The organism is Aerococcus sp. L_32 (genome assembly GCF_050689315.1).
The window spans coordinates 1-1,058 of the sequence record NZ_JBOEQF010000598.1 but is presented as its reverse complement, the minus strand read 5'-3'; the positions used below and the strand labels follow the sequence as shown (position 1 = coordinate 1,058).

1 protein-coding gene is annotated in these 1,058 nt (G+C 39.7%); it reads left to right on the top strand.

Annotation, left to right across the window (positions count from 1 at the left end):
• The first annotated feature begins 531 nt into the window (after nt 1-531).
• On the top strand, nt 532-990 hold the full coding sequence (locus ACRCJ0_RS15050; RefSeq protein ID WP_197558413.1) for a CtsR family transcriptional regulator: 459 nt from the start codon (nt 532-534) through the stop codon (nt 988-990).
• Nucleotides 991-1,058 lie beyond the last annotated feature (68 nt).

The window sequence follows — 1,058 nt, the reverse complement described above, 5'->3', positions numbered from 1 at the left end:
CGGATGCCACTCGTTTGCGCGACGCTTTGAATACGGTCTTGTCCGATGCAGGTAACTTTACCCGAGACTTAGGCGGCGATTTAACAACAGCTACATTCACCGACAAGGTTATCGCAGCCTTAGCATAAGGTGCGGTGCCTTAAAATCGTCTAATGATTTTGATTTGAAAAATGAGGCCAGCGCACTTCAACTTGAGGGTAGCGTAAAGGAGTTGACCAGCAATTCCTTTACGTTGCCTTTTTGCTATATAAAGATGCGATATTTCAAATTTTTTCTATTACAGCGTATAACGCTCGTTAAGATACGTCTTCAAATCAGGTTCCTCAAGTCAAACGCTTCCGATACTTCCCAAAATACGCTAAACACTTGCAGTGTTTATTTGGCTTATGGTCCAGTGTGTCAAGTCTAAACGATTTTTGTCACACCTCCAATTACCGAGCTTTTGAATTGACTATTTAACGTCAGTTATCGTATGATATGGTTAATTAGTCAAAGTTAGTCAAAATAAGAATCAGACTTGAGGTGATGAATATGAAAAATAGAAATATGTCTGATATTATTGAATCTTATTTAAAGCAAATCTTACAACAAGAAGAGCATGTTGAGATTAGTCGTAGCGAAATAGCAGACCAATTTCAATGTGTCCCATCCCAAATCAATTACGTGATTAACACGAGATTTACCCCGCAAAAGGGTTATATTGTAGAAAGTAAACGTGGTGGGGGCGGATATATCCGCATTATGAAGCTGGAAATTGTCGAAGAGGCTGAATTAATCGATGCCATGGTCGACCTTGTCCATCAAAAAACGAGCTTACGTGATGCAACTGCCATCATTCAAAATTTATTAGTCAACGAGATTGTTACCGAAAATGAAGCGCAAATTATGCACTCAGCAGTCGACAAGGATGCCCTAGGTAAAATTGTTAACGCTGATGAAGTCCGGTCCTTAATATTAAGATCGATGCTTGTGAAGCTGAAATATAGGTAACCAGATAGGAGGACCTTATGAACGAAATTTATACAGAGAAAGCAAAACAGGCCTTATTGTTCGCCGCC

Excerpts from the sequence above, each read along its gene's own strand:
- ACRCJ0_RS15050 (WP_197558413.1), top strand. The coding sequence starts at position 532 with ATGAAAAATAGAAATATGTCTGATATTATTGAATCTTATTTAAAGCAA.